Source organism: Candidatus Bipolaricaulota bacterium (assembly GCA_021159055.1).
Classification (GTDB): domain Bacteria; phylum Bipolaricaulota; class Bipolaricaulia; order UBA7950; family UBA9294; genus S016-54.
Genome location: JAGGSO010000142.1, coordinates 1 through 23832, shown reverse-complemented (window position 1 = coordinate 23832; position 23832 = coordinate 1). Strand labels below are relative to the sequence as shown.

Genomic DNA, 23832 nt, shown 5'->3' with positions numbered 1-23832 from the left:
ATGGTAAGTCGAAATGAATTGGGGGACCTCAAGACGTGTTGCTCCTAGCGCTTGCGTCCATGCTGTTGTTGTAGGCAGAGATGATGTCGCGATGGGAACGATAGTTGATCGACAGAGGCGGGGAGATATAGCAGGGAGAAAACCGCTCTGGAAACTCAAGGATGTTGCGCACGGTAGCCCCGCGAAATCGATACAGCGATTGATCGTCATCACCGACGACGCAAACGTTCCCGCTTTTCCCCATCAGGCTTAGATAAAGCCGCTCCTGGATGTAGTTGGAATCCTGGTATTCGTCGACCATGAGGTAATGAATCTGGTTGCGAATCGTCGGCCCTGCCTCAGGATGATCGAGCAGATCGAGGAAGAGCTTCTGTTGATGGGGAAAATCGATGCGATTCTTCTCAACCAGTAGATCCCGGTAGGAGATATACGCACGGCCCAGCACGCTTACGAAAGGATCGGTGGAAGTCTGTAGCTTGTGCGGGGCGACCAATTCCTCGGTGATCTTGTTGAAGTAGTCCCTCGCCCGTTTAATCGCGGCCCAGCGGGACGTCCAGTGTCTGAGATAGCGCCCGTTCTCCTCCGATCCAATGATCTCATCGAAGTGCTCGTAGATGAACAGGAGCTGTGTGAGATCATCGAGCACTTCGTAGTTATTCCCCAGGGGCGTGTAGTGCCGATAGTGAAGGAGGAACTCATTGGCGATGCTGTGGATCGTTCCCACCAGAAGGGTGGAAAGGTCCCCGGTATAACCAAGTTTCTTCGCGGTGAGGGAAAGGCGGTCCCGCAGCTCGAACGCCGCCTTCTCGGTGAACGTACAGAGCATGATCTGGGAAGGTTCGGCCAGGCCTTGAAGGAGCAGGTTCATGGTTCGGAGGATCAGCACCAGGGTTTTGCCGGATCCAGGCCCGGCGATGATCAGTACCGGCCCTTCCGTGTGGCTGATGGCCTCTTTCTGTGCATCATTGAGGGACGGGAATGCTCGCAGGATAGGGTCTGCAACTCCCGTCACAGCAGTCCCTCCTTGCGGAAGCTGAACACCTCGTCGGCAGAGACGATGAGATGATCCAGAACATCGATATTCAGAGTAGTGGCCGCAAGCACAAGGGCTTCGGTGATTAATTTGTCCTGTTCGGAAGGCGTCACATCGCCGCCTGGGTGGTTGTGAGCGAAGACAAGGGCGGCCGCACCCTTGCGCAAAGCCGCCTCCATAACCTTACGCGGATACACGTTCGCCCGGTCGACGGTGCCCGTCTCCAGGCGTTCGATCCCGTCCCTGAGGAGCCGCGCGCTGGAATCCAGATAAGCCACCTCGAACACCTCGTTGCGCAGACCACCTAACCGGGCGCGCCAAAAATCATACAGATACGCCGGATCGGCCATCGAACCGGCCGTCTCCGCCTTCTGCTGCAAGTAGAGAACCGCCGCCTCGCGGATAATCCGCAGCGCCACCGGCGCGACCTCGCCGATCCCCTTTACCTTTCGCAGCTCATCGAGCGGCGCATCCAGTATTCCCCGCAGGCTCCCAAACCGGCGGAGGAGCTCCTTTGCCGGTTGTTTGACGTCTCTTCTCGGTATGGCAAGTGTCAACAGCAGTTCAACGATCTCGTGATCCGCAAAACCAGCGAATCCGGTCTTCAAGAACCTTTCACGAAGTCGTTTGCGATGCCCTAAATAGTGAGGATTCTTGGACTCCAATTTAATCCGCTTTCACCTCACTCTTGCGTTCCTTCGATTATCGGCTCTCGGCAAACATCCTTCACACGCTGGATAAGTTTAATTCTTTCCCTTTCTCGGAACAATACTTAAACCCGTCTTCTGCGGTTACAAATTTGAAATCGCTGAAGGTTATAGGGCCTGGGTGGAGGGATTGCGCTCTCATCTTTTACGAGAGCAGATCTTGAATGCCTCGTCCTTTGGGCGGGGAGGTTTACTCCATGGTGAATATCCGCCCGGGCGGGACGAGCACGACCTTGAAGTCGAGCCCGTCGTAATAACCGCTCGCCGCGCTGATCTCCTTCAGCTTCCCCTTGTACCGGCTGGAGATGTGCAGGCAGATGAGCTCCTTCTGCACTCCTGCTGCACGGGCGACCTCGATCGCCTCCTTCAACGTGGCGTGCTTGTACTCCTTGCGATCGCGTTCGTCGAGGAAGGTGGTGTCGTGGCACAGGACCTCGGTCCCCTGCACGTACGCCGGCTTGATCGGGACGGAGTCCCCGCCGTAGGAGAACAGGCGCTGCTCGTAGTGCTCGCTCACCGCCTCCCTCCCCTTCTCCCGCACAATGCGCACGATCTCCTCCTGAGTGGCACCGGCGAGCTCCGGGCGGAGCCGGTGGCGCACCTCGACGATGTTGTACCCGAGCGAGATCTCGTTCGGGACGTGCACGGTGGGGAACGCCTCGATGTAGCGGGGCATCTGGCCCTGGAGGAGTTCGACCCGGTCTCCGGGCTCGAGCGGGACCCATTCCAGGGTGTAGCTCAGCCTCCGGTTGGTGCGGGAGAGGAAGTTGATCATCTCCGAGATGAGGTAATTCCCCTTTGGATAGTAGATCGTGAGCTCCTTCTCCTTGTCCCCCATCGCGTTGTTCCGGATGTTGACGAGCCCGACCAGCCCGGCGATGTGATCGGCATGGCCGTGGGAGAGGAAGACCCGCTTGATGGCGAACGCCTTGTTCGCCAGGATCGAGCTCACCCCCTCCCCGGCGTCGAACAGGATCCGGTCCGGACTGTAGTAGACGAACGTCGAGTAAAGCGCCTTGGAGTAGATCAAAAGCCTCATCGCTTCGCTCCCTCCGCCAGGAGAACGCGCCCCTCGAGCTCCTTCGGGACCGGCACCCCAAGGAGGTCGAGGATCGTCGGCGGAATGTCGAGGATCGACCCCCCGTCTGTCAGTTCCTTGCCACGCAGGAGCGCGAACGCGTCTGGGTAGGTGTGCATCCCGGTCCTTCCCTGTTCCGCGGCAAACACTTTCCCAGGAGAAAACCTCGCCTTGAGATCGTAGCCGTCTTCGGGGAGGACGACCAAATCGGGCGCGCGGTCGAACGCCGCCCCGCGGTAGACCTCCTCCCGGCGGTAGCTCCGGGCGATCACCCGGTTCCCTGCGGCATCTTCGAGCTCTTCAAGGAAGGAGATGAGATCGTCCCGCACGCGATCGTAGTCCCTCTCCTTGACCGATCCGATCCCCTCCCGCCCCTGCAGGTTGACGTAGATCCGCCCGGGGAGGAGGGAGTAGGCACGGGATTTTGGATCGATCCGGGTAAGCCCCTCCCCGCTCTTCTTGAACTGGAGGAACCCGCCTTCGGCCAGGTAGGCGTTCAGATCGACCTCCTCCCGCAGCCGGCAGAACCCATGGTCGGAGAGGAGGAAAAGCTCGGTGTCGCCCGGGAGGCGGTCCGCCACCTCCCCTGCGAACCGGTCGACTTGGGAGTAGAACTCCCAGAATTCGGAGTGAAACTCGGCTGCGGGTTCCTCCCCGTCCGCCCAGAAGAAGTGGTTGATCCGATCGGTCATCATCACGTGCACCATGAAGAAGTCCCACTCTTCGTTCATCAGTTCGAACACGGCGCGGCGGCGGGCCGCAAGCGTCGCAAAGATCTCCTCCAGGTAGCGAGCACGGTCGGTCATCCCCAGATTCGGATCGGGGTCGATCCGGTAGTCGAGGGAACGCAACCGGGGGAGGAGCTTCGCTGGCCGCACCCCACGAGAGAGGTCAGTGCACAGGAAGCCGGAGATCATGATTCCGTCGATCTCCTGTGGCGGGTAGGTCAGCGGGACGTTCATCACGATCGCCCGCTTCCCCGCCGCGTTGAGCCGTGTCCACAGGGTCGGGACGAGGAGGTCACGGGCGCTCGGGAGCTTGAAGGCCATGCTCCGGGGGTCGCGGTCGACGAACCCGAATATCCCGTGCCCGCCTGGATTCACCCCGGTGGAGAAGCTTGCCCAGGCGACCGATGAGATCGGGGGAAGGACAGAATCCATCCGAACCGGGGTTCCCAACCCCGCGATGTTCGGGAACCGCCCGGCGGCGATCCCCGCCCGCAGGAACGAGAACGGCACCCCATCCAGGCTGAGGACGAACAGACGCTTATTCCTTTTCCTTCCGAACACGATGTGGCAGATTATATCCGGGATTGGATCGAGGTTAAACCGCTATTGCTTGCGAAGAACCTTTCCCCTAGAATTCTAGCCCATGGAGGCGAACTGAATGCTCGACATAAGACTTTTGCGCGACGACCCGGAAGGGATCGCAAAGCGGCTGAAGGACCGGAACCCGGAGATCGACATCTCGGAGATCATCGCCCTTGATCGCCGCCGCCTCGAGCTGATCCGGGAGGTCGAGGACCTGAAGGCGGAACGGAATCGCGGCTCGCAGGAGGTGGGGCGGCTGAAGAAGGAGGGGAAGGACGCCTCCGCTCTCCTTGAGAGGCTCGGGGAGCTTGCTGAACGGATCGATGCCTATGAGAGGGAATTGAAGGAGATCGAGCCGCGGATAAACGATCTCCTCGCCCGGCTCCCCAACCTCCCTCATCCGTCCGTCCCGGTGGGGAAGAAGGAGGAGAAGGTTGTGGTCCGCTCGTTCGGCGCGCGGCCGGAGTTCGACTTCCCTGTCAAGCACCACCTCGAGATCGGGGAGGAAAAGGGGATCCTCGACTTCCGCCGCGCGGCGATGATCGCCGGGGCGCGGTTCCCGATGTACATCGGGATGGGAGCGGTGCTCGAGATGGCGCTGATCCAGTTCATGTTCATGTTCCACGTCAGGAACGGCTACACCCCGGTCTTTCCCCCGTTCCTCGCCAACGCGGAGAGCTTCTACGTCTCGTCGCAGCTGCCGAAGTTCGCCGACCAGATCTACCACTGCGAGAAGGACGACCTCTACCTGAACCCGACCGCGGAGAGCCTGCTCGCCAACCTCCACCGGGGCGAGATCCTGTCCGCGGACGAGCTCCCGAAGAACTACGTCGCCTACACCCCGTGCTTCCGCCGCGAGGCCGGGACCTACGGCGAGGAGGAGCGAGGGCTGATCCGGGTGCACCAGTTCAACAAGGTGGAGCTGTTCAAGTACACGACCCCGGAGACCTCGTATCAGGAACTGGATGCCCTTGTCCAGGAGGCGGAGGGGGTGCTGCAGGCCCTTGGAGTCCACTACCGGGTCGTGATCCTCCCCACCCAGGACCTGGCGCAGCAGTCGAGCAAGACGATCGACATCGAGGTCTATCTCCCGGGGCAGGGCCGCTACTACGAGGTCTCATCGTGCAGCAACTGCGAGGAGTTCCAAGCGCGGCGGGGGAAGGTCCGCTACCGCCCGGCCCCGAAGGAGAAACCACGCTACGTGCACACCCTGAACGGCTCCGGAGTTGCCACTTCGCGACTGATGGCAGCGATCCTGGAGAACAACCAGCTTCCCGACGGACGGATCAAGATTCCGGAGGTACTGCAGGAAGCGGTGGGGGCGGAGTACCTGTGAACGAGGTGATGGTCGCCGCGCAGGAGCTCACCAAGGTCTTTCCATCGCGCAAAGGAGAGGTGCGGGCGGTGGATGGGATCACGTTCTCCTGCGAACGCGGCGAGATCTTCGGGCTGCTCGGGCCGAACGGAGCCGGGAAGACGACCACCCTGCGCATGCTCTCCACCATCCTCACCCCGACCTCCGGGAGCGCGGCGGTCGCCGGATTCGATGTGCGGACCCAGCCGGACGAGGTGCGAAAGAACATCGGGTTCCTCGCCACCGAGACCGGGCTCTACGATCGGTTCACCGCGCGGGAGACCCTCCGCTTCTTCGGGAGGATCAACCGCCTCTCCGATCAGGAGATCGACGAAAGGAGCAACGAGCTGTTCGCGATGCTCGAGCTGACACCGCTCGCCGACCGGCGGGTGGGGACGTTCTCCACCGGGGAGCGCCAGAAGCTGTCGCTCGCCCGCGCATTGATCCACGATCCGCCGGTCCTCATCCTCGATGAGCCGACCTTCGGCCTCGACGTGATGGCCGCCCGCGCCGTGGTCGATGCGATCCGGATGCTCAAGGAGCAGGGACGGACGATCATCCTCTCCACCCACATCATGCGGATCGCGGAGAAGCTGTGCGATCGGATCGGGATCCTGTACCGGGGGAGGCTGCACGCGCTCGGCACTCTGGACGAACTCAAGGCACGATTCGCAGCACCGGACCTAGAAGAGGTGTTCTTCGCCGCAGTGGAGAGCGATTAGCCCTTCTCCAACGCCTTCTGGAGCCGGGGGCGCAGATCGGAGGGGACGAACGCGATCTGACCGTCTTCCGCTGTCCCTACGAACAGAATACCGCGGGATTGAATCCGCCCGAGGCAGGTGCGCGGCTCCTCGTACCGCCATTCGAACTCAGCGGAGAAATCGCCGTATCGTTCGACCAAGGGGGAAAGCGGGGAGCTCCCGCCCGCCGCGATCACGTGGGAAACGACCTCCCGCTCCTCAGGGGAGAGGCCAGCCGCGATCTCCTCCACGTGCGCCATGATGTAATCACCGATGGCGGCTTGTAGCTCACCCTTGCGCATTCCGCTGTACCGGATCCCGTAGGAGCGTGCCGTCCCCATCAGGTTATCCTTCGTCAGCGTCCCGAGGGCGGTCCGAAGGTCCATGTCCGGAGATACGGGGCGATTGAGATACCGCCTCCAGCGGCGCTGCACCAGTTCCTCATCCCAGCTGGACCAATCCTCCGCTATCCTCAACCATTCCAGTAGAGCCGCAACCTCTTCGTGATCCGGGGCGATGGCGAGGAGCTGTGCCGAATACTTGCGTGCGGTCTCGAAGTCTTCTTCCTCCAGCGCGATCCGTATTCGCGCCACGAGATACACTATGTAAACCGAGTCGTTCGCCTCCGCCAATTCATCCGCGGGCACACGGGAGATCACCTCGTGCGCGGCGGCACAGTCTTTCTTGGCCAGGTAAAGTTGGGCAAGATAAATGAGGAGGAATACGTCCTCGTCTACCGCGAGCGCCTGGCGTACGATCTCCTCGGCCTCCTCCACGCGGCCGGAGTCGCGCAGGATGTTGGCCAGCTCGATCACCGCCGGGGCGAAGTACGGTGCGATCTCGATCGCCCGTCGGAACGCCGCTTCCGCCTCTTCCATCTGACCGTCCTCGGCATGGGCCAACCCGCGATTGAACTCCTCCATCGCCGCCGGTGGTGGCGAGGACGGGATGGATGCTTCGTTGAGGACGACTCGTCGCTTCTTGCCATTGATATGCATCTCCACCGTATCGCCCACTTTGATGGCGCCCCGCTCGACGAGGGCGCCCGCCGCCTCCAGCTTCAGGGAATCGGGCAGCTCCGGCTGGATGAGGATGTGCCTGAGGAATGACTCGGCCCATGGATCGTTAAATCTTCCAAGCGCTGCCACTGCTTGACTCCTCATCTCATCCGTCTCCCCGTTCCAAACCGTGACGACCAAAAGCGGTTTTGCTACCTCTCCCAGTTCATCGAAGCTGTTCACTTCCTTGTTCAGCAGGTCGTTCCTCCAGTACGGAAACCGGAACCGCGGTGCTTTTCCATTCCGCACCAGTTCCAAGCTCTCGTAGTACACCCCGGCGATCCCGAGCTCGTCCTGCGCTCGGTCCCACACGAGAAGCGCTTCCTCCTCCGCATCTCGGTTGGCGAGTGCTACCCCGAAGTGGAGCCAACTCAGCGCATCGAGCTCCGTGAGGTCATGATAAGCGAGGTAAAGGTCGTACAGCTCCTCGTCCCATCCGAGAAATGCCAGCGCTTCGATTATTTTTTCCAGCTTATCCAGGGTGAAGTCAGTGTCACCGGCGGAGCTAAGCGCCCGCCGCATGTGCCGCTCCGCCTGTTGCTCCTTCCCCAGCTCGGCGTAGCATTCCGCGAGCGTACAGTGGGCGAAGATGTTATCAGGGATGTACTCCAGCACTCGGTTTGCCGTGCGGATGGCAAGCTGGGGATCGCCCTTTGCCTGCGCGCACAGGGCAAGATTGTTGAGGGCGGGGATGGCGTATTCGCAGATCTTCAATGCTGCACGAAACTTGGCCTCCGCTTCTTCGCGCCGCCCTGCAGCGAGCAACTTCCGCCCGGCTCGATTGAGGGCCATCACCTTCCGCCCGCGGGCAGGATTGTGGATCAGGAACCGCGTGAATGGGTCCTGCTCAGAAAACTCTCGCTTCATGTAGACTCTCTCCTTGATGCACGCTCGCACGTTTATCCTCTACGGAGGTAGTATAGTTCATCCATTCCCCCGCTGCTACTGCGGTGGGGCACTTTCCTTTTGCAGGAAAAAGTGGTATCCTGAAAATGTTGGATATCATGCTAAGGAGGGAACAATGGGCAGGAAGATCGCGTTAGTAGTGGCCGTCCTGGTGGTGGGGGTCACTTCGGTCGTCCTGATGGGGGGGGAGTCAGGAGGTTATTTGTGGTGGGGCAATCACGCCCCGATTTACATCGGAAGCGACGACGAGTTCACCACGGCGAACGGGGTCACGGGCGGGAGTGGAACCGCGGATGATCCGTACGTGATATCCGGTTGGTCGATCGACGCCGCAAACGCTGACTACGGGATCTACATCGATCACACTACGAGCTACTTCGTGATCCGGGGCTGTGTTGTCGAACGGGCCCGAAATGCCGGTATCTACCTGAACTCGGTCAAGAACGGCCGCATCGAGGGCTGTGAGCTCAACATAAACGGAATCGGGATCCACCTTCTCAATGCGCGCGGGATCACGATCACCGGAACGGTCCTTTCCGCCAACAATTACGGGATCGTCCTTGACGCCGACTCGCGTGATGCCGTGATCTACGGGAATTCATTCGTGAACAACGGGATCGCCGCCCGCGACGTCCCGCGCAAGAGCGCGTGGTACTCAGATACGACGGGAAACTACTGGAGCGATTACACCGGAACCGACGAGAACGGGGATGGAATCGGTGATACTCCCTACGGGATCGTGTTCGATCCCTACCCGCTGATGCGCCCGCCGGTGGAGGCGACGCACTTCACCCCGGCTCGGGGGATGACCACCAGCCTGCCGCGCTCGCCGCAGGGGTACCTCGTGGTCGACTCTGCCATCCCGATCACCCTCGAGGCCAAAGATCCGGGGAGCGGAGTGGCGAAGATCCTCTATTCGATCAACAACGGGGAATGGCAGGAGTACTCCGGTCCGTTCAACCTCAGCGGAGAGGACGGGGTGTACAAGGTTTCCTACTACGCGGTCGATCATCTGGGAAACGCCGAACCGGTCCAAACCCTGACCTTCCTCCTCGACAACCATGCGCCTGAGACCACCATTTCCTACGGCACTCCGAGCTATTCCGACGCGACCGGGCAGTGGCTCACCTCCCGGACGCCGGTGATCCTTACTTTGAGCTCAAAGTCGACCTTCGGACGTACCCGGACTTACTTTGCGATCGACGGTGGTCCGTGGCGGGAGTACTCCGGCCCGTTTCACGTGCGTGGGATGGACGGTCCCCATACGATCAGTTTCTACAGCCGGAACGCCTCCGGGGTGACGGAGGAGCCCCAGACTGTAACCGTGTACAAGGATGACACCGCTCCCTCCACCACCGGGCGGGGAACGGCTCCCGGGGCGTCCTCCTCCGCCCCGCCAGCGGAGTCCGTAGCCACCACCGTGCCTCAATCCGAGCCGGCACCAAGCCAACCGGTTGAGACATCGAGCGTGACGGTCACTCCTCCCCCGGCCGTGATTCCGGCTCCGGCCCAGACGGGCGGAGAGACGGTCCAGACCCCTCCGGCTGGGTGATATGTGGAATAACATACGCCTCCTGTTTGCCAAGGAGATAACCGGGGCGGTCAGGGACAGGCGGACCCTGTTCTTGACCGTCTTCTTTCCCCTCTTGTTTTACCCCCTCATCGTGGGGGTGATGGGGCACTTCACCGCCGCCGAGCAGCGCCGGATCGTGGAGACGATCCCCACCGTGATCGTGGTCGATCGGGCCGACGACCCGACGTTCTCCGCCCGCCTTCAGGCTGCAACTGAGTTCACCCCGTTCTACGAGACGGACGTGTCGCAGGGGCGCGCCGACCTTGATGCCAAGCTCGGGCCGCTCATGATGGTGGTGGACAAGACCACGGGCGGACAGGGGCTCGGGCTCGACGTCACCCTGTACTACGACCAGAGCGACCAGGCGGCAATGTACGCGGCGGAGCGGGTGCGGGAATTCCTCCAGAGCTATCTGAAGGACGTGTTGCGGGAAAAACTCACCGCCCTCGGCTTGAACTACGACGAGATATCCCCCCCGCTCAAGGTGACGGTGCAGAATACCGGAACGAGCGAGTCGGTGGGGCGGATGATCCTGAGTCGGCTTCTGCCGTACTTCATGGTGCTGGCGATCCTGACCGGGGCGATGGGCCTGGGGGCGGAGATCACCGCGGGAGAGAAGGAGCGCGGGACGATCGCCACCCTCCTCGTAAGCCAGCTGTCGCGCACCGAGATCGTCCTCGGCAAGTTCTTCGCCGTCCTCACGGTCTCGCTCGTCTCATCGATCCTATCCGCAGTCGGGCTCCTGATCGGGGTGCGGTTCTTCGGGGGCGGGCTCGCCCCACTCGGGACGCACGCCTCCTTCTCCCTGGGAATGGGTGACTTCGCCTGGATCCTCGGCGTCCTCCTCCCCCTTGCCGTGATCCTCGCTGCGCTGGTGATCATCGTGGGGAGCTACGCCCGCAACCAAAAGGAGGCAAGCGCCTACCTGATGCCGATCTACATGGTGATCGTCCTCGTGGGGATCGTGTCGATGACCGGCGGAGTGAGCTTCGCCGGGGCGCGGTTCCTCATCCCGGTGGCGAACGCCCTCTACGCCCTGCAGGAGATCATCATGAACGAACCGCAGCTTCAGCACCTGATCTACACCCTCGCGGCGAACATCGCCTGCGGCGCGTTCCTGATCGCCGTCTCGATCCGACTGTTTAAGCGCGAGACGATCCTGTTCCGCAGCTAGAGGACGACCGGCGGCGGGCCGATGATCTCGGCGTAGGTACGGTACGCGAATCGATCCGTCATCCCCGCGATGTAATCCCGCACGAGGGGGCGGAGGATCTCGAGTTGGGCCTCCCTGTCATCCGCAGTGGCGATCAACTGATCGCGGACCGGGGCGACCGTCTCACGGGGGAGGAGCTTCCAATCCTCGAGGAACGCAGTGAACAGCGCCTCGATCACCCGCATCCCCTGCTTGCGCATCCGCCGTACCTGAGAGGTCTCATAGAAGTGTTCGAACAGATAAGCGAGGAGCTCATCGCGCAACGCCTTCGCCTTCTCGGAGAAATCGACGATGAGTTCCGGAATCCGCCGCACATCCTCCGGTGATCCTATCCCCAGGTCTCGTAGCCGCTTTCGTGTGGTCTCGATCACGTCGTTCACTAGATACGGGATCACCCGCTTCGTCCACGGCTGGCCGTCCTTCCCGTTACCAAGGACTTTGTAGATCCCGAGAGACCTCAGTCCATCGGGATCCAGGATCCCGGCGCGGAGCCCGTCGTCGAGGTCGTGGGAGATAAACGCCGTCGGATCGGCAATGTTGATCACCTGCCCCTCGAGCGTCGGCATCACCGTCGGTTCGAGGTGGGGAAACCGGTTCGGATCGAGCTGCGTCTTCCACACCACGTGCTTCAGGGTCCCCTCCCGCACCTCGAAAGTCAGGTTCAACCCGCGGATGCCGCGATAGGAATACGCGTCTTCCAATTCTTCCACCACCCGCACTCCATGCTCGTAATGGCGGAACCCGCCGGGAAGGAGGGCGTCGAGCGCGTCCTCCCCGGAATGGCCGAACGGGGTGTGCCCGAGATCGTGGCCGAGGGCGATCGCCGCGGTGAGATCGGAGTTCAGCCCGAGTGCGGTCGCGATCGTCTCCCCGATCTGCCACACCTCCAGGGAATGGGTGAGTCGGGTGCGGTAGTGGTCCCCCTCGTGATTGACGAACACCTGGGTCTTGTACTCCAACCGGCGGAACGCCTTGGAGTGGATGATGCGGTCACGGTCGCGCTGGAACGCAGTGCGGATTGGATCAGGCTCGATCGGGTACTCCCTTCCCCGTGTCTCAACACTGCGGGTGGCGTACGGGGCGAGGTCGCGCAGCTCCTTTCGCTCTAGTTCCTCCCGGGCGTTCATACCCGTTGCCCCCGTGCGTAGCGCTTGAGTGCCTCGTCGGTGCGGCGGCGCTCGTCCTCCTCGCGCAGCTTGCGCCGCTTGTCGTAGAGCTTCTTCCCTCGTCCGAGGCCGAGCTCGACCTTGGCGTAGCCGCGCTTGAAGTAGATCCGTAACGGGACGAGGGTGTAGCCACGCTCCTTCACCTTCCCCACCAGGCGGGCGATCTCGCGACGGTGAAGGAGGAGGCGTCGATCGCGGTCCGGATCGACGTTGTAGATCGAGGCCTGCTTGTACGGGGCGATGTGCACCCCGCGCAGGATCACCTCGCCGTCCTTTATCACAGCGTAGCCGTCCTCAAGGGAGCAGTTCCCCTGGCGGAGGCTCTTCACCTCGGATCCGACAAGGACGATCCCGGCCTCGAACGTCTCCTCGATCGTGTAGTTGTGCCGTGCTTTGCGGTTTGTCGCCACCTGGTTGACCATAGCGGCTAGAGCCTATCCGAAACCGCCACTGCGGACAAGGGCGTATTTGGGTTTCGCCGCTCTGCGAAGGTTATACGCGAAAAGACGAATGCGCCTGGTCGCGATCATTGGCATTTCTTGTCGTTGATCAAGCTTTCCGCTCGCTTGAGGGCGAGGGCGTTGTAGAGCGGCCAGGCCGCCATGACCTTCGGATCCTTCCCCCGGGTGATAGCTTCACGTAGATTGGCACAGAACTTGTCCCATTCTTCACCTTGTTTGTAGACGTACTCGGCGGCGTCGACGTAATTTTCCAGGAAGTCCGGCCCAAGCTCGATCGCACGAGCGAACGCCTCCTTCGCCTTCTCCCTGTCCCCGCCGAGGAAGCTCGGGACCTTGGCCAGGAACGAACCGAGCGCCCGCCACGGGCCACCGCCGATGTACGACTCGTCGAGTTCGATCGCCCGGGCAAACGCGGCGCGTACATCATTCATCCCGCCGGAGAGGGCGGCCATGAAGTGGAAATTCAGATAAGAACCAAGGTTGTTTCCGTACCAGAACAAGGCGGCGACGTCCGTCGCCCCGGAGATGGCGGCGCGGAAGCTCTCCTGCTCTGTCTTCACGAACTTCGGATCGAGCCGGAGGCTCGCTAGTGCGTAGTCCTTCCCCTTTCTGAACGCCTCCTCCTGGGCGTTGCGATCGGTGGATAGGTAGGCGAACCCGAGCTCGAAGTACCCCTGAGCCAGTCGATCGAGCACGTACGCCCGCGTCTGCACCTCGTCCTCCGGGATGAGCCCGAGCGCCTGTTCGTAAGCTGAGATCGCCTCCCGCAGGTCTGGTTCGTAACTATCGAGTGAAAACCCCTCCCCGCGGGCGAACGCGGCATCGGCGCGGGATATCAGTCCCCCGACCGAGGAAGCAGCAAGGACGGAAACCGACGTGGCCACAATTAGCGCGAGCAGCAGTGAGGTCTTCACTTTCACCCCTCCCCAAGCGGTTGTTGGAGCTAACTTTACTTGTAACTCGTTCGATTTTCCATTAGGGTGATCGTAAAAGGAGGAGATATGAAAAAGAAGGCACGGTGGTTGGTAGTCGGAATCCTTCTGGGTGGGATGTTTTTCCTGTCGGGATGCTTCTTCAACATCTTCCAGACGGCGGAGACGATCGGCAAGGGGAACGTGGCGCTGACGCTCGGAACCGGGGCGATGCAGATTACAGTCGGAGATAATACAAACCTGTTGTTCGTGCCCCAGGCGCGGGTGACCATCGGACTCGCCGACAATGTCGATCTCGGGGTCACCACCGGAGCAATGATGTCCCTGAACGGGGGTAACCCGGGCTGGTTGGGAGCGGAGGGGGATCTGAAGTTCGGGCTGTTCGACGAGCCGGACGCGTTCGCCCTCGCGATCGGATTCGGTGGGGGGTATACCTTTATTCAAGGCGGATGGGGAGCGTTCGGAGAGGTTTTGTTCAACAGTAATCTGCGTGTGTTCCCGATATTCGTTGCCTACCGGCCGATAGTCCCGTTCAGCGCGGACGAGCTGACGATCCTTCACCAACTGGCAGGTGGCCTCCGTCTCCGCATCTCCCCACAAGCCTCCTTGTTCCTCCAAGCGGACAACCTAAACGGGCTTATCAGCTTCGGGCTCGGGTTGGAGATCGTCTTCTAACAGCGGCAACAACTCGCGGTCGGCCGGAGAGAGCCGGTACTCCGCTAGCTTCTCCGGCTCGACCCATCTCCAATCAGCGCATCCCAGCGCTCGCGGTTCCCCGCCGAGGTGACGGCACGCGAACGCGTGCAGGGTTATCTCGATATCGGGATAGGTGTGCTCCACCCGCGCGAGCTCCTTTCCAACTTGAACCTCGATCCCCAGCTCTTCGCGCAGCTCGCGGGCGAGGCACGCCGCGAGCGTCTCGCCTGGCTCACGGGTGCCGCCGGGAAACTCCCACTCGCCGCCGCGATCATCCGCCTCGCGCCGCGCGGTGATCAGGACCGACCGACCGCTCCTATCCCGCACGATCCCGGCCGCCACATCGAGATGCTTCATCTGATGAGGAGCTGCACGAACTCGCGCACGTCTCCGAATCGCTCGAGGTTCATCGTTGCATCGATGATCTCGTCCAGCCGATCAGGTGGAAACGCCCCGTCGGCGTTGGCGCGGAACTTGGCGATCAGCTCGGCATCGCTCATCGGCCGGGCCGCCCGGCCCTTGGCGTGGTCCTCCGTCTTCTCGAACTTCTGTCCGTCGGCCGTGGTTATCGTCACGATCGCCCGCTTCACCTTGGGAAACAGCGCGTCGATCTCCGGATCGGCGATCACCTTGATCTTCGGGAGGAAGCTGCGAACGAACGGATCGCGGATCGCCTCCTCGGTGAAGTCGGACGGGAGGACGTTCCCCTTGGCAATTGCGACCGCGATGCAGTAGGGAAGGGAATGATCAGCCGTCTCCTTCGTCTGTGGGTCGTACTTCGACGGATCGGACAGGATGTCCGCCCCGCGGGTGGTGGTCCTGACCACGATCTCGGTCACCGCATGGGGGTCGATCTTCTCCTCGGCCATCAGCTCGAGCGCCGCGGTGATCGGCTGGTGGGTGAGGGCCTCAGTCGGGAACGCCTTGTACCCGCACTTGGTGATGAGAAACTCCTCGCCGAGGCCGCGGGTGATCTCCTCCGCGCTCCAGCGCACGTTGGAGATCACCTCGAATACCCCCTCTTTCCCCTCAAACAGCTCGACCGGGCCGGTGTAGCCGGTCGACGCCAACAGGGCGGCGCGCACCCCGGCCTCGACAGCCATGGGATCGGCGGTGTTCTTCATGTTGGTGAGCTTCCCGGCTACCACCCCGCCGAGGGTGAAGTGGCTCGATCCGGATATCCCGACGGCGGCGACGAGCTGCTCCACGGGCAGCCCGAGCATCCGCCCGGCGACGAGGGGGCTGACGAACTGGGTGAGGGAGGCGTGATGCCAGCCGACCTCGCGGATCCCGGGATCGGCGGCGTGGCAGAACCGCATCTCGAGCTCGTAGGCGATCACGATCCCCGTGATCAGCTCCTTCCCGGACAGCCCCCGGAACTCGGCCGGGGCAAGGGCGGCGGGGATGATGTCCGACGGGTGGGACGGATCGTTCACCCAGTAGATGTCGTTGTAGTCCATCGCCCGGATGAGAAGCGAGTTCATCAGCGCGGCGTTCGGGAGGTTGGTGCGTGTCCCGTGCCCGATCACCGTCGCCTGTTCGCTTCCCCCGAGCCTCTGAATGTAGCTGTGGGCCTGGCGCATGTCGGCGTGATCGAGCGCAGCGATGGCACAGCCGATCGAGTCGAGCAGGAACCGCTTAGCTTCCCGCCGGGCATCCTCCGGAACGGCGTCGTAGGAGAGCGCGGACGCGAACTTTGCCAATCTCTCGCTTATCGTGCTCATCATCCCTCCTCGACCGCGGCGGCGATCGCCTCGGCCATCTGCGTCGTGGTCGCATCCCCGCCCATGTCGTAGGTACGGACCTTCCCGTCTTTGATCACGCGCTCGATCGCGCGCTCGATCGCGGCGGCCTTGTCGCGTTCTCCGAGGTAGTCGAGCATCATCTTCGCCGCGCGGATGGTGGCGATCGGGTTCACCTTGTTCATCCCCGCGTACTTGGGGGCGGACCCGTGCGTCGGCTCGAAGATCGCGTAGTCGTCCCCGATGTTCCCCGCGGCGGCGAACCCGAGCCCGCCGACGAGCTGGGCCGCGAGATCGGAGATGATGTCCCCGAACATGTTGGAGGAGACGAGCACGGCGTAGTCCTGTGGGTTCTTCACAAGCCACATGCACATCGCGTCCACGTTCGCCTCGCGCAGTTCGATTCCGGGATAGTCCCGCGCGATCGCCCGCGCCTCGCGCACCATCAGCCCCGATGTCTCGCGGATCACGTTCGGCTTCTCCACCACGGTCACCGATCCGTAGTCGTGCTCCCTTGCGTACTCGAACGCGCCGCGCACGATCGTCTGACACGCCTTGCGGGTGAATATCCGGGTCGATACTGCCATGTCCTCGTTTGCCACCCCGACGAACCGTTGCATCTTCGGATGGGTCTCGAGTGCTTTGCGCACCTCAGCGGGCACCGGATGCCACTCCACCCCGGAGTACAGGCCCTCGGTGTTCTCGCGGAATATCACCAGGTCGATGTCGTCGCGGAAGTTGAGCGGGTTTCCGGGATAGGCCTTGCACGGCCGCAGGTTGGTGTGCAGGTTGAACAGCTGGCGCAGCGCCACGATCGGACTGGAATACACGTATCCCTTCCCCTGCAGCTCCGGCGCGAGCTCGGCCGCCGCTTCGTCCTTCGGCTTGGAGGTGATCGCCCCGAACAGGCAGGCGTCCGTCGATTTCAGAAGCTCGATTGTGCGCTCGGGGAGTGGATTCCCCTCCGTCTTCCAGAACTCCCAGCCGATGTCGCCGTGGATGTACTCGGCGTCAAATCCCACCCTGTCGAGGACGATCCGCGCCGCGTCCAGCACCTCTTTCCCCACCCCGTCTCCGGGAAGCCAAGCGATCTTGTAGGTTGCCATCGGTTCCCCCTTTACGTTATTGTCACCTCATCGGTCTGATACACCAGTTTACCGGCAAACACCGTCGCGGCAACTCCCATCTCGTTGATCCGTCGCGGGTCATGGAACGGGTCGCCGTCGAGGATCACAAGATCGGCGAGAAGCCCTGGAGCGATCGTCCCTTTCTCCCCCTCCGCGTGCTCGGCGTACGCTCCCCCGTAGGTGTAGGCGCGGAACGCCTCCTCCGGGGATATCCTTTGTCCGGGATGCGGGGCGTTCACCGCCCAGTGGACCCCGTACAGCGGGCCGAACGGCATGCAGTCCGATCCGAACGCGAGCGGGACCCCGGCCGCGACCAGCCGCGCGAACGGGTTCATCTCAACCGCTCTCTCTCGTCCGAGCCGGTTCTCGTACATCCCTCCGGGCAGGCCCCATTCTCCCACGAAATTGGGCTGCATCGAAGCCACCACCCCTAACCGCGCCATTTGCGCGATATGCTCCGAGGTGGGCATCTCGAAATGCTCGATCCGGTGGCGCAGTCCCTTCGCCGCCGCCCCAGCCTGTTCCAGAGCATCGAGGACGAGCCCGATCGCCCGGTCTCCGATCGCGTGGATCGCAAGTTGGATATCGTTCAGGTGCGCCTTGGCCACCGTCTCCCGCAGCCTTTCCTCATCCCAAGTGAGGGTGCCGGTATTATTCGGCGCGTCACGATAACCGTCGCTTACCGCCGCGGACATCGCCCCGATCGAGCCGTCGGCCAGTATCTTAACCGGTCCCAACCGGAGTCGCTCGTCCCCGAACCCCTGTCCCAGACCGATGTCGATCATCTCGTCCAGGTATTCCACCCCGGGGAGCATGGTCACCCGCACGTTCAGTCCGTTGGACTCGTGCAGCCTGCGGTAGGCCTTTATCCGCGTGCCATCGACGTAGGCGTCGTGCACCGAGGTCACCCCGAGGGAATGTGCCTTTCTCACCGCCGTCGCAATCCCGGCGACGTAACCGTCGACGTCCGGGGCAATAACCTCGGCCAGTCGGTCCCCGGCGTGCTCCTTCAGAATCCCGGCGTCGGCTTCTTCGTACCCGATGGTATCCGAACCGATCTTGACGCGTTCGAGTGCCTGGGAGTTCACGCTCCACAAATGCCCGTCGATCCGGCGCAGCGCGACCGGGTTTTCCGGGGCGGCCCGGTCGAGCTCATCCTTGGTAAGGTAAGTCTTATCGTCGCTCCATCTGCTCTCGTCCCAATCGGTGCCGATGACCCATTCTCCCTTGCCGCGGGCCGCGGCGTGCTCCGTCACCGCGCGGAGCACATCGGCCTTTGATCCCGCCTCCCGCAGGCTCAGCTGGGTCTCCCTCACCCCCATGATGGCGAAGTGGGTGTGCGCATCGACGAACCCGGGGAGGACGACGCGCCCACCAGCGTCGATCACCTTGGTGGTTGGTGTAATCCCTTGCTTTATCTCCGCGGTGTTTCCTACCCGGGCGATCCTGCCGCCGATGACCCCCACTGCTGTTGCTGTTTCACCCCGTTTTCTCAGGGTGTGCACCTGGGCGTTTACTATCACCAGATCGAACCGGACCAAATCGTCTCCTTGAAGGCGGTGTTTCGCTGGGTTGATTGTCGGCTCCTCGCGTACGATCATTAGTATAGCCCAGCGACACAAGGAGAGACAAATGCGGAATTCTCTGATCGTGATCGGAGGGCTGATGTTGGCCCTTCTCCTTTCGTTATCCGCTTTTCCCCATGACAACAGCGTGGTGATCGCCGTCCCGGACGAACCGCCGTGCCTCGATCCGACGACGAACGCCGCCGCAGCGATCGATCAGCTCCTCAATCAAAACGTATACGAAGGACTGGTGCGTGTAACCCCGGACGGCAGGATCGTCCCCGCATTGGCGGAGTCGTTCGTGGTGGCGCGCGACGGACTCACCTACACCTTTCGTCTCCGCCGCGGGGTGCGGTTCCACAACGGGGAACCGTTTACGGCGCGCGACGTGATCGCCACCTTCACCCGCGATCGGGACAAGGACTACGGGCATCCCCACCCCGAGTACTACACCGATATCGATGAGATCACCGCCCCCGATCCCTACACCGTGGTCTTCCACCTTGCCCGGGTCGATGCGGCGTTCCTCTCCCTTCTCGCTCTGGGCGACTCGGTGATCCTTCCAGCGGACCTCCCGCAGGACATCAAGAGCCATCCCGTGGGGACAGGACCGTTCGAGTTCGCGGAGTGGAAGCTCGGGGATCACCTCACCCTAACCCGCTTCCCCGGATACTACCGCGAGGGGATTCCGCAACTGGACGAGGTGACGTTCCGGTTCATCCCGGATTCCGCCGCCGCGCTCGCCGCCCTCCTCTCCGGGGATGTCGACATCGACGCTCGCGTTCCCGCGGAGATCGCCCTCGGGGTGCGGGACAACCCCGGGATCGATACGGTCGCCGGGCCCCAAAACCTGGTCCAGATCATGGCGATCAACAACGCCCGTGCCCCATTCGACGACCTGCGCGTCCGTCAAGCGATCGCCTACGCCCTCGATCGTGATGAGATCATTCAGGGCTCGATGTTCGGATACGGGACCCCGATCGGGACCCACCTCACCCCGGCGAGCCCGTACTACGTCGATCTGACCGGTCTGTATCCCCATGACCCGGCCAAGGCGCGTGCCCTGCTCGCCGCCGCCGGGTATCCGGGCGGGTTCTCGACTACCCTGACCCTGCCGCAGAATTACGAGATTCACGTGCGTACCGGGGAGATCATCGCGGATCAGCTCTCGCGGGTCGGGATCGAGACGAAGATCGAGCTGGTCGATTGGGGACAGTGGCTGTCGCGTGTCTACCATCAGGCCGATTACGACCTTACCGTGATCGGACACATCGGGAAGCTCGACCCCGGCCTGATGCTGGTCGGCTACGGGAAGGAGCGACCGGATTACTATTTCCGTCGCGGCTACGACAACCCAACCCTGGACGATCTCCTCGCCCGGGGAATGGTCACACTGGACGAAGAGGCGAGAAAGAAGATCTACGTGCAAGCCGAAGAGATCATCGCCCGCGACGTCGTGAACTACTTCATTCAGGACCCGGACCAGATATTCCTGTTGAAGAAGGGGCTGAGCGGGTTCAACCTGTATCCGATCTACCTCATCAACGTGACCGAGCTCTCCTGGCCCTCCTCCTAGCGCGGCGGGGGTCGAATCGGTCCCGCAGTCCGTCTCCAAGGAGGTTGAACCCGAGGATGGACAGGGCGATCGCCAGGCCGGGGTAGATGGCGAGCCATGGGTCGAGCGCGAGGAACGAGCGCGCCTCGTACACCATCCTCCCCCACGATGGATGCGGTGGCTGTATCCCGAGCCCGAGGTAGCTCAACCCAGCGTCGGCAAGGATCGCCGTTCCCAGGCTGATCGTCCCCTGAATGAGAAGGGGGGAGATGAGGTTGGGGAGCAAATGGGCGTACAGGATCCGTCCCGTCTCCGCCCCACACGCCCGTGCGGCGAGCACGAACTCCCGCTCCCGCAGGGAGAGGAGGTTCCCGCGGGTGAGCCGGGCAAACACTGGGACGTTAGCCACCGCGATCGCGATCAGACTGTTCCGCATCCCCGGCCCGAGGACCGCCGCAATCAGGAGGGCGAACAGGAGGATGGGGAACCCCATGATGAAATCGACCGTCCGCATTAGAACCTCATCCAGGATTCCGGGACACCACCCCGCGATCATCCCCAATGTGGTCCCGGCGCACGCTCCGAGGAAGACGGCGGTGAGGGCGACGGCGAGGGAATGGCGCGCTCCCTCCATCAGCCGGCTTAGAACGTCGCGTCCGAGCTGGTCCGTGCCCAGGGGATGGGCGAGCGACGGTGGGGAAAGGCGGATCTCGATTCGTTGTGCGTTCGGCGGGTAGGGGGTATAGACGAGGCTGAGGAGGCCGATGAGGAGAAAGACGGCGGTGATCCCGGCTCCGATCGTGAGATCCCAATCGATCCGCTTCATCGGTAACGAATCCTCGGATCGAGGAGCCCGTAGGTGAGATCAACCCCGAAGTTCAGGACAGCGATCAACGCCGCGATCACCACCACCGTCCCTTGGACAAGGGGGAGGTCACGCGCCCCGATCGCCTGGAACGCAAGCCGCCCCACCCCGGGGAGGGAAAAGACGTTCTCGATCAGGATGCTCCCCGCGACCAGCTGCGCCCCGAGGAGGCCGGACAGGGTGACGACCGGGAGGAGGGCGTTTCGCAGGGCACAGCGGTAGAGGACCCGTCGCTCCGGCAATCCCTTTCCCCGTGCCGCCTGCACGTATTCCTCTCCCAGTATCTCGATCATCGCCCCCCGCACCGTTCGTCCGAGGACAGCGGCCCGGGGAAGGCTGAGAGCGACTGCGGGAAGGAAAAGAGCGAGGAGCCCGCGCCCTCCTGTCTCCCAGCCCGGGAATCCGCCCGCCGGGAGGACGTGTAATCGGACCGAGAAGATGAGGATGAGAATGATCCCGGCCCAGAACTCAGGGATGATCATCCCGAGTTGGAGAATGAACCGACCGACATAATCCCAGATACGGTTGTGGTGTGCAGCGGTCAACACCCCCAGCGGGATGGAGACCCCGATCGCCAGGAGGGCGGCGAGGCCGCTGAGCGGGAGGGTGACCTCCATCCTCGTCGAGATCAGCTCTGAGACCGGGATCCCTTGCTGCAGGGAGCGGCCGAGGTCGCCGCGGAGCGCTCCCGCGAGCCAGTCGAAGTAGCGCGTCATGATCGGCCGGTCGAGCCCGAGCCGGGCTCGCATCGCCTGATAGGTAGCGGGATCCGCCTCCATCCCGAGCACCACCTGGGCCGGATCGCCGGGGAGCACGTTGATCACAAGGAAGACAGCGACGGAGATCAGAAACAGCGTCAGCCCGAGCCCGATCCCCCGACGCAGAAGATACGCTCCCATCTTATCCTCCCTCACGTTGAGATTATACCGGACTTGAAACCGGCCCGGATTTTGACTATAGAGTATAGTCTCGATCCAATGATTGAAAGAGGAGGAGAGATGTGGACGCTGATCGCGGGAGGATTCATGGGATGGGCCCTCGGGGCGAATGACGCTGCCAACCTGATCGGCCCGGCGGTGGAGAGCCGGGCGCTTCGGTTCTGGACCGCTGCAGTGATTGCTTCGGGGTTCGTCGTGCTGGGAGCGGTGATGGTGGGGAGCCGTGGGTTCGCCACCTACGGGGCGATCGGGACCCAAACGCTCGTATCGAGTTTCATCGTCATGCTCTCCGCGGGGATCACGGTTGCCGGGATGACCTTCCTCGGCCTCCCCGTCTCCGGGACGCAGGCGGTGGTGGGGGCGATCATCGGAGCGGGTCTGGTCTCCGGCGGGGTGAACGTCGCTCCCCTGATAAAGATCTTCGTCTCCTGGGTCCTTACTCCGCTCGGCGGTCTCGTCGCTGCCTACATCCCGTACAAGCTGATCACCCTTTACCCCGGACACGGGATCAGTCGGCTCGCGACGCACATCCGTGTTGTCCGAATCGGACTCGTCCTTGTGACCGCCTATGCCGCCTATTCGTACGGGGCGAACAACGTGGCCAACGTCACCGGGGTGTACGTAAAAGCCGGTCTCCTCTCCCCTCTTCCTGCTGCGATCATCGGTGCAGCGACGATTGCGCTTGGGATCCTCACGTTCAGCCGAAACGTGATACGCACCGTGGGAAGCCGGCTCGTCGCCCTTGACCCGTTCGCCGCGTTGGTCGTAGTGTTGGGAGAATCGATCACCCTCAACATCTACGCCCTCCTCGGGGTTCCGGTATCGGCGTCACAAGCGGTGGTCGGAGCGGTAGTCGGGATCGGATTGGTGAAAGGGGCGCGAACGATCAACGCCCGCGCCCTTGTTCGCATCCTGTTCGGTTGGCTCGGAACCCCGACGATCGCTGCCGGACTCTCCCTCGGTCTCACCCTCCTCATCCGGGCTATCTAGGCCGAATGCTACGGGCAACTGCCGCAGTTGAGCGGGACGGTTATCGTGATCGAGATTCTGGCCGTTCTCTCCTGAGGGAGGAATTGTATGTACGGGGTCCCGCATGGCGCCGTGCAGGATGGTGAGACGAGCCGCGGGTAGAACCCACACGGAGCGAGGCACGGCGGGAGTGGGACGATCCGCACCATCGCCGTATATACTCCGGCCGAATCGGTCGAGACGACGATCCGGTAGAATCCGGCCGGGACGGGAGAACAAGACATATCGCGCTGATTCCAGACCATCTCGTACCACGCCCCCTTGGCAGCGTCGGGAAACAGGTCCTGATACACGACCGTTCCATCGAGCATCTCCACCCTCCACCCGGTGATGAGCGGAGTGGGAGGAGTAGGGGAAGTGAAGAAGTACTCCGCCGGCACGTGGAGCTTGAAGTGGATCTCCTCACCTGCCCAGTAGGCGGTGTAACACGTCGGAGAATTTGGCGCCGGAGGCGGGACCGGTGGTTGGCTGCACCCGCACTGAGCCATCCCGGCAACCCCCAGGAATCCTACGACCAAAACCGCCAATATTAGCGCTTTCTTCATCGAAGCCACCTCCCGATAGTTTTGGCGACGGCCGCGTTGGGACGCGAGACCGTCGCCTTCATCTACACTTGCAGGAGGTCTTTGTTTCGATCCCTACCAGTTGAGCTCAAGCCCGGCGGATAGCTCTTCGAACCCGTTGTGGGTGCACCCAGTTTGAACTTCTCTGCTATGTGAATGAGCGCGGTTCGAAAGTACTACGGCACTGGGTCGTAACCTCCGGGATTGCGGGGGTGGCAGCG

Annotated in this window: 22 protein-coding genes; 7 read left to right on the top strand and 15 right to left on the bottom strand. The window is 62.4% G+C overall.

The window, feature by feature from the left end; all coding sequences use genetic code 11:
• Positions 1-28: 28 nt before the first annotated feature.
• The 4 genes from J7J55_07380 to J7J55_07365 all read right to left on the bottom strand — a co-directional run bounded on the left by J7J55_07380 (position 29) and on the right by J7J55_07365 (position 4107).
• Complete coding sequence (locus J7J55_07380; GenBank protein MCD6142516.1) at positions 29-1012, bottom strand: UvrD-helicase domain-containing protein; 984 nt, start codon at positions 1010-1012, stop codon at positions 29-31.
• Entirely contained in the window at positions 1009-1641 is a 633-nt protein-coding gene (gene radC, locus J7J55_07375) for a DNA repair protein RadC (protein ID MCD6142515.1), read from the bottom strand. The genes J7J55_07380 and radC overlap by 4 nt, the downstream gene beginning before the upstream one ends.
• A gap of 289 nt (positions 1642-1930) precedes the next feature.
• A complete protein-coding gene (locus tag J7J55_07370) occupies positions 1931-2779 on the bottom strand; it encodes an MBL fold metallo-hydrolase (protein MCD6142514.1) in 849 nt (282 codons plus the stop codon).
• Positions 2776-4107, bottom strand: coding sequence for an alkaline phosphatase family protein (locus tag J7J55_07365; GenBank protein ID MCD6142513.1), 1332 nt, complete (start codon positions 4105-4107; stop codon positions 2776-2778). Before J7J55_07365 ends, J7J55_07370 begins: the two co-directional genes overlap by 4 nt.
• Before the next feature lie 97 nt (positions 4108-4204).
• Here J7J55_07365 and serS point away from each other — a divergent pair, with 97 nt between their 5' ends.
• Together serS and J7J55_07355 are read left to right on the top strand one after the other, a co-directional pair.
• On the top strand, positions 4205-5464 hold the full coding sequence (serS, locus tag J7J55_07360) for a serine--tRNA ligase (protein ID MCD6142512.1): 1260 nt from the start codon (positions 4205-4207) through the stop codon (positions 5462-5464).
• A gap of 8 nt (positions 5465-5472) precedes the next feature.
• Positions 5473-6204 carry an ABC transporter ATP-binding protein gene (locus J7J55_07355; protein ID MCD6142511.1) on the top strand — a complete coding sequence of 244 codons (732 nt, stop codon included), beginning with the start codon at positions 5473-5475 and terminating at the stop codon, positions 6202-6204.
• Here the strand turns inward: J7J55_07355 and J7J55_07350 are convergent.
• Complete coding sequence (locus tag J7J55_07350) at positions 6201-8147, bottom strand: tetratricopeptide repeat protein (protein MCD6142510.1); 1947 nt, start codon at positions 8145-8147, stop codon at positions 6201-6203. The genes J7J55_07355 and J7J55_07350 overlap by 4 nt on opposite strands.
• A gap of 154 nt (positions 8148-8301) precedes the next feature.
• Between J7J55_07350 and J7J55_07345 the strand changes: the two genes are divergently transcribed.
• Together J7J55_07345 and J7J55_07340 are read left to right on the top strand one after the other, a co-directional pair.
• Positions 8302-9738, top strand: coding sequence for a right-handed parallel beta-helix repeat-containing protein (locus tag J7J55_07345; protein MCD6142509.1), 1437 nt, complete (start codon positions 8302-8304; stop codon positions 9736-9738).
• A gap of 1 nt (position 9739) precedes the next feature.
• Complete coding sequence (locus J7J55_07340) at positions 9740-10933, top strand: ABC transporter permease (protein MCD6142508.1); 1194 nt, start codon at positions 9740-9742, stop codon at positions 10931-10933.
• Here the strand turns inward: J7J55_07340 and dgt are convergent.
• The 3 genes from dgt to J7J55_07325 all read right to left on the bottom strand — a co-directional run bounded on the left by dgt (position 10930) and on the right by J7J55_07325 (position 13513).
• Positions 10930-12066, bottom strand: coding sequence for a dNTP triphosphohydrolase (dgt, locus tag J7J55_07335; GenBank protein MCD6142507.1), 1137 nt, complete (start codon positions 12064-12066; stop codon positions 10930-10932). The two genes, J7J55_07340 and dgt, sit on opposite strands and share 4 nt — an antisense overlap.
• A 29-nt stretch (positions 12067-12095) precedes the next feature.
• The gene (gene smpB / locus J7J55_07330; protein MCD6142506.1) at positions 12096-12560 is read right to left on the bottom strand and encodes an SsrA-binding protein SmpB; all 465 of its coding nucleotides are present in this window, start codon (positions 12558-12560) and stop codon (positions 12096-12098) included.
• A 104-nt stretch (positions 12561-12664) separates the two neighbouring features.
• The gene (locus J7J55_07325) at positions 12665-13513 is read right to left on the bottom strand and encodes a hypothetical protein (GenBank protein MCD6142505.1); all 849 of its coding nucleotides are present in this window, start codon (positions 13511-13513) and stop codon (positions 12665-12667) included.
• Between the two features lie 87 nt (positions 13514-13600).
• Between J7J55_07325 and J7J55_07320 the strand changes: the two genes are divergently transcribed.
• Positions 13601-14206 (top strand): hypothetical protein, encoded by a 606-nt coding sequence (locus J7J55_07320; protein MCD6142504.1) that lies wholly within the window; start codon positions 13601-13603, stop codon positions 14204-14206.
• On the opposite strand, the gene mutT is transcribed toward J7J55_07320, so the two are convergent.
• Genes mutT through J7J55_07300 form a run of 4 tightly spaced genes read right to left on the bottom strand, consistent with a single transcriptional unit; the run spans position 14159 to position 18697 of the window.
• A complete protein-coding gene (mutT, locus tag J7J55_07315; protein ID MCD6142503.1) occupies positions 14159-14584 on the bottom strand; it encodes an 8-oxo-dGTP diphosphatase MutT in 426 nt (141 codons plus the stop codon). The genes J7J55_07320 and mutT overlap by 48 nt on opposite strands.
• Positions 14581-15954, bottom strand: a complete 1374-nt coding sequence (locus J7J55_07310; GenBank protein MCD6142502.1) for an MmgE/PrpD family protein — start codon at positions 15952-15954, stop codon at positions 14581-14583. Before J7J55_07310 ends, mutT begins: the two co-directional genes overlap by 4 nt.
• On the bottom strand, positions 15951-17075 hold the full coding sequence (locus tag J7J55_07305) for an isocitrate/isopropylmalate dehydrogenase family protein (GenBank protein ID MCD6142501.1): 1125 nt from the start codon (positions 17073-17075) through the stop codon (positions 15951-15953). Before J7J55_07305 ends, J7J55_07310 begins: the two co-directional genes overlap by 4 nt.
• Before the next feature lie 11 nt (positions 17076-17086).
• On the bottom strand, positions 17087-18697 hold the full coding sequence (locus tag J7J55_07300; protein MCD6142500.1) for an amidohydrolase: 1611 nt from the start codon (positions 18695-18697) through the stop codon (positions 17087-17089).
• A gap of 31 nt (positions 18698-18728) precedes the next feature.
• On the opposite strand from J7J55_07300, the gene J7J55_07295 reads away from it, so the two are divergent.
• A complete protein-coding gene (locus tag J7J55_07295) occupies positions 18729-20237 on the top strand; it encodes an ABC transporter substrate-binding protein (GenBank protein MCD6142499.1) in 1509 nt (502 codons plus the stop codon).
• Here J7J55_07295 and J7J55_07290 read toward each other — a convergent pair.
• Together J7J55_07290 and J7J55_07285 are read right to left on the bottom strand one after the other, a co-directional pair.
• Complete coding sequence (locus J7J55_07290) at positions 20203-21042, bottom strand: ABC transporter permease (GenBank protein MCD6142498.1); 840 nt, start codon at positions 21040-21042, stop codon at positions 20203-20205. The two genes, J7J55_07295 and J7J55_07290, sit on opposite strands and share 35 nt — an antisense overlap.
• Positions 21039-21980 (bottom strand): ABC transporter permease, encoded by a 942-nt coding sequence (locus J7J55_07285; GenBank protein ID MCD6142497.1) that lies wholly within the window; start codon positions 21978-21980, stop codon positions 21039-21041. Before J7J55_07285 ends, J7J55_07290 begins: the two co-directional genes overlap by 4 nt.
• Before the next feature lie 99 nt (positions 21981-22079).
• Here J7J55_07285 and J7J55_07280 point away from each other — a divergent pair, with 99 nt between their 5' ends.
• Positions 22080-23009 carry an inorganic phosphate transporter gene (locus tag J7J55_07280; protein ID MCD6142496.1) on the top strand — a complete coding sequence of 310 codons (930 nt, stop codon included), beginning with the start codon at positions 22080-22082 and terminating at the stop codon, positions 23007-23009.
• An 8-nt stretch (positions 23010-23017) separates the two neighbouring features.
• On the opposite strand, the gene J7J55_07275 is transcribed toward J7J55_07280, so the two are convergent.
• Positions 23018-23593: a hypothetical protein gene (locus tag J7J55_07275; GenBank protein ID MCD6142495.1), complete on the bottom strand. Its 576-nt coding sequence runs from the start codon at positions 23591-23593 to the stop codon at positions 23018-23020.
• Positions 23594-23832 lie beyond the last annotated feature (239 nt).